This is a genomic window from Terriglobus sp. 2YAB30_2 (assembly GCF_052114765.1).
Taxonomy (GTDB): domain Bacteria; phylum Acidobacteriota; class Terriglobia; order Terriglobales; family Acidobacteriaceae; genus Terriglobus.
On sequence record NZ_JBFRFJ010000042.1, the window covers coordinates 1 to 4,644 of the forward strand.

Below are 4,644 nucleotides of genomic sequence, written 5' to 3' on the forward strand. Positions count from 1 at the left end.
GGCTGGCGCATCGAGTACAACAGTTACCGGCCACACGGATCCCTGGGCTTTCTCGCCCCCAATGCCTTCCGTGAGCAATGGTCACCGACCGAGTTCAAGCAACAGCTACAACTCGCATAGCCGGTGGACCTGCAACCGGGGCCCAGTCAGTGGTGCTGGTACCTGCAACGAAAGCACTGTGGGGTATCCAACACCTCGAGTGACCTGCTGTCGAGAGGTAGTCGTGTGCTGATGAATCGTCAGTCCTTTCGCGGTAGCTAGCTGACTCGGCAGGATTCGTCAGGCGTCCGTTCGGATTCAAGCGACCTCAGTCCGCAGCGTCATCGTGGTAACGACCCTCCTGACTGGAGCTCCCTGAGCAGGTCCGACTGCAACCGGGGCCCAGTCAAGCTCGGAGTGCCCCCGCGTGGGACTTTGAGCACCGAAACCTTGGCGTCAGCCTTCCGGACGTGGCCCCCAACGGAGATTCGCAACTGGACGAATCCGAGTAGAGACTCCTCGAATTACGTCTCGTTCGGGTGCTGCGTAATCGTGCTCATCGATGCTTGAGACGGAATCGGCGCTTGGACCTGAGAGCGGTCCGCCGCCATCCGGAATGGTAAACGGTGCTGATCACTTTACGAGGGAAGGTGTTGTGGTCACTGCGAGTTCGTCCGATAGGAGTAATTGTGGTGGCTGCTCCGGATAATTCCGCTCGTGACAGTGACGTTCGCGGGTCGTTTCGTGGGACTGGAAGGTCGCGGCATCGCTGAGTATCCGGCTTATGGTGGAGCGACTCTTGTTCAGTTTGGTAGCGATGCGGGTGGGATTCCAGCCGTCGAGGTGATGATGGGCCAGTGCCCTGGCGACGAGTTCGGGGTCTCGCCGTCGGGCTGGGTCACGTGCGCACAGTCGCGCTGCTAGTTCCGAAAAGTCTCGGTCTGTGCCTTCGGAAAGGTGCGATGGAGTGTGCACAAAGCCGACTCCCGCAGATGGTGTCTGTGCAGGCTCAGCGCTGTCCGCGAAGGGTTGATCGTTCGGCTGTGACGGACTATTGCCGGCTTGGCCAGTTGCGTGCACACGCTCATGGCTATGCGTGGAGTGGGCGAGGGCGAGCAACGCGACGGTGGATTGGGCCGTGGATCCTTCGATGATCAGAGGCCATAACCATGCTTCGCCGTGTGGGACTCCGGCGGTGATCGCCAGTGACCGTAAGGCGGTGAAGGACAGCCAGAAGGCGCCGGTGGCGATCAGGACCGTCATGGCGGTTGCCACCCATCGTGTGGCGCGGGTCGCGGTGTGCGCACGCGCTAGGACTGTCACGCCGTGCACCGCCGCCAACAGTGCCAGCGGTGGGATGATCGCGACCGCAGCAGCCACGACGGGTAACGCGGTGTCGTGCAGCAGGGCTTGCGTGGCGTTGCCGGTGATACTGACGGTGACGGCGGCTGCGAGCACGGCCCAGAAGAAGGTGTGCGCACGCGATTTCGGTGTGGTCACCTCGGATGGCGTCGTCCGCGCGACTGTGGTGGGCGGAGCGAGAGCGGTGTCGGTCATGAGGATGATTCCTTCGGTCGCGGGGCTCAGCGTGCGGACGGTATGGGCATGCCCGGGTGGTATGCCGGCACGAGCGGGTGCGCTTTGCTGGTGATCACGGCCAGTGTGGCGGCGACTTCGGTGAGGTGAGATTTGACGTAGGTCGCGGTGGTGCCGTTGCTCTTGCTGTGGTGTCCGGCGTACTTCTAGGCGACGGCGTAGCTGGAGGTGCACTCGACCCAGGTGAGCGGGGTGTGGCGTAGCCAGTGCGTGCTCATGCCCTGGCTGGAGACCCACGGTAAGGTCTGTCCGATCCGGTTCCAGATGCGGGCGAAACGTCGAGAGGTGATGGGTTTTCCGTTGCGGTAGCGCGTAGCTGTCTGGAGTGGGGGCTGTGGCGTTGGGTGGCGTGATCTTGCAGGTGGCGCATCAACGTCGGTGAGACCGGTTGTCAGGGGTCGGTGCCGTCCTTCTCCCGCGGGAACACTAGGCATTGGTCGGGGTCTAGATCGTGCGGGCGCAGGGCGAGGGCCCCGCCGCGGCGGCAAGCGGTCTCGATGTGCAGGCGCAGTATCAGAGCGTCGAGGTCGGGGGCGTTGCCGCTGGTCGCTGCGGCCTGGCAGATCTCTGCCAACTGTCCCGACGGGATCGCGTTGCGGTGCGAGGGTCGTCGGGCGGGCATGGTGAGTTGGCGGGCGGGGTTGTCGGCGGAGCGGATCCAGCCGGTTTCCTCGGCGTAGCGGTAGATGCAGCGGGTGGCGCTGATGAATGCTCGACTGCGCTGGTCCCGCCGCGTGAGGCGCGATCGACGCGCGTTGGCCTGAACGCTGGCAGCCCTGCTCATCGGGCATCGCAACCACAACCGGTGCCCCCGCAGCAAGGGCTATGGCGTCGAGGTATTTCGCTGTGCGCGTGTAGGTGTCGTGGTCTGTTCCGGTGGTGGTTGCGCGTGGCTCTTTGTAGGGACTGTCGATCAAGAGAGTTGTTCCAGCCTCAAGGCGCCCTCTTCCTCGGGCAGACCCGCACTGCGGGCGTGGTGAGTGTCGTGAATACGCTGGTACAAGTGGCTTGGTCTGGACGCGGGGCGGCTACGACCGGTCGACGAGAGCTCGGAGACTGTGAATCAACTCGTTGGCCTGGACCATGACGGTCTCCGAGGTGAGCCATATCCGGACGAGGTTGTGGCGTACCACGTCCTGAGGCAACCCCAAGGTGCGAGCGTATCGAGCAAGCCAGTACTGGTGGTCGAGATCAGCGCACGACGCCGCCGCGGTGGCAATATCGATGGTCTCCCGGTTGAGCAGTTGCGCAAGGCGTTCGGGTTGTTTGGCTGCGGCTTGTGCCAGTTCTGTCTCCGGCGATTGGCTGCCTGGCAGATATAAGACCCGCTGCGTGAGGTACTCGGCGGTCTCCACGCCGACCTTTGATTTTGGAAATAGATCCCTGCCTCGGCAGTCTCCGTCAAGAATTCCGACATATCCGATCTCGCGCGCATTTCGCATGGCCCTCAACCCGGCTATTACCATACTTTCTCCGTCCGCTTGGACGATTTCCAGTTGCCTGGCAAGATTCCAGTCAAGTTCGGCAAACAGATCACCCAGGATGTGTGACGCCATGTCATCCTCCACGAGAACAACGATCCGAACGGAGCCTGTAGCTCCAAGCAAGTCGAAGATTTGCGAGGCACTCTTTGCTGGAGCGATAAGAATCCCATCAGCGCTAGGCAGGCAGAGTCGGATATTATTCAACGGGAAGCGTGATAAAATTTGCGGCGAGTGTGTCGCGACGACTAGCTGATTATCGTGTTCGAGACAACGGCGGAATACTTCGTCGATAAGTGGGCGATGACCGCGCTGAGCCAAGAAGGACTCGGGCTCATCGAGCAGCCGAGGCCACCCATTGGCACCGATGAAACACCAGCCGAACAACCAGTGAGTCCACAGTTCGCCGAGGCTCATCATCAAGTTGTCGATTCGCCTGCCGCTGGCAGTTTCCGCGATGATATGCGGAAAGGGTTCGATCCATTTATTATCGTGGTATTTCCATCCAAAACTTGAGGCGGACTCATAAACCTTGCCAAGAATGTTTCTGACTGCGTCGAGATCCTTACGTCGATAGGAGCGGAGCAGCTCAAGATTTTCCGGTGCAGGTGATACTGCCCCATTTCCGCGATGCGCCGCATGAGTCGCATGCTCCTCGTAGTATTGTAGATACGTAAAGAGCTCCGAAAGCATGTACGGCACGCCGATATGCTCTGGCTTGAATGTTAGACCGAGAGCGTCGGCCCATTTCTGCTTGTTCGCGCTCGGCCCTTCGGAAATATCGATGGGTACCGTTATATGGACATGGTCCCGGATTACTGTGATATTCACCGTAGCAGTGATTGGATGCGGTAGTGCCGACAGCAGTGGCTCTTCATCCTGCCCGTACTCGGGCATGAACGGCGGCGCGAATGTTTGACGAACGTTGCCGAACGCACCTTCGATCAGGCGTAGCGTCAGACTCTTACCGGCACCGTGCGACCCGACGATCGCTATCAGTCGATCGAACTCGATGGCCTGCGGCGCAAGGATGTTGGATTCGAGAACTTCGATGCGCGCTATTTGAACCGATGCTGGTTTACGAAGCATTCCTTGAAGACTGCTGACCCGCCGGTCGCCCGTTGTGTTCGCCACCGACACACCGTAGCGGTTCCGTCCGTTGCTGCGGCTCACGATAATGCCTGAGCATCTTGGGGTTTCGCAGTCGGATGTCCTCGAACTCTTCCTACAGGCTGAGTGCCCTCACGTATGCGCGGGGTGGAACTCGTCGAACGGCTGATGAGGCCTGCTATTGCGAGTGGAGCTGCTTCGCAGCGACTGTTGATCATCGGATGCGGTACGGATCTCGAGCTCGTCGGCCAGGTTCCTTAATGACAGGTTCCTGAAGTCGACGTCCTGATGGGCACAGACGACCTGTACCAGCGTATTCACGACACTCACCACCGGAATTTTTCAAGCTGAATGAGACCGGTGGGTGTGTTTAAGCGGCTGTCGTGTCGGTCTCCTGGGTGGTGCCGTGAGTTGGTTGGTTGATCCAGACGGTGTCGGGGAGGTCAAGGATCTTCGGTGCTGTGGTGGTGGCGAAGCG

At 60.4% G+C, this 4,644-nt stretch carries 4 protein-coding genes; all 4 read right to left on the bottom strand.

What is annotated here, in order from left to right:
* Positions 1-612: 612 nt before the first annotated feature.
* Complete coding sequence (locus AB4Y89_RS24275) at positions 613-1,536, bottom strand: DUF2637 domain-containing protein (RefSeq protein WP_442303525.1); 924 nt, start codon at positions 1,534-1,536, stop codon at positions 613-615.
* 430 nt (positions 1,537-1,966) lie between these two features.
* Positions 1,967-2,359 (bottom strand): hypothetical protein, encoded by a 393-nt coding sequence (locus AB4Y89_RS24280; RefSeq protein ID WP_442303526.1) that lies wholly within the window; start codon positions 2,357-2,359, stop codon positions 1,967-1,969.
* A 244-nt stretch (positions 2,360-2,603) separates the two neighbouring features.
* Positions 2,604-4,145: a hypothetical protein gene (locus AB4Y89_RS24285; RefSeq protein ID WP_442303527.1), complete on the bottom strand. Its 1,542-nt coding sequence runs from the start codon at positions 4,143-4,145 to the stop codon at positions 2,604-2,606.
* A gap of 153 nt (positions 4,146-4,298) precedes the next feature.
* Positions 4,299-4,487 carry a hypothetical protein gene (locus AB4Y89_RS24290; RefSeq protein WP_442303528.1) on the bottom strand — a complete coding sequence of 63 codons (189 nt, stop codon included), beginning with the start codon at positions 4,485-4,487 and terminating at the stop codon, positions 4,299-4,301.
* Positions 4,488-4,644 lie beyond the last annotated feature (157 nt).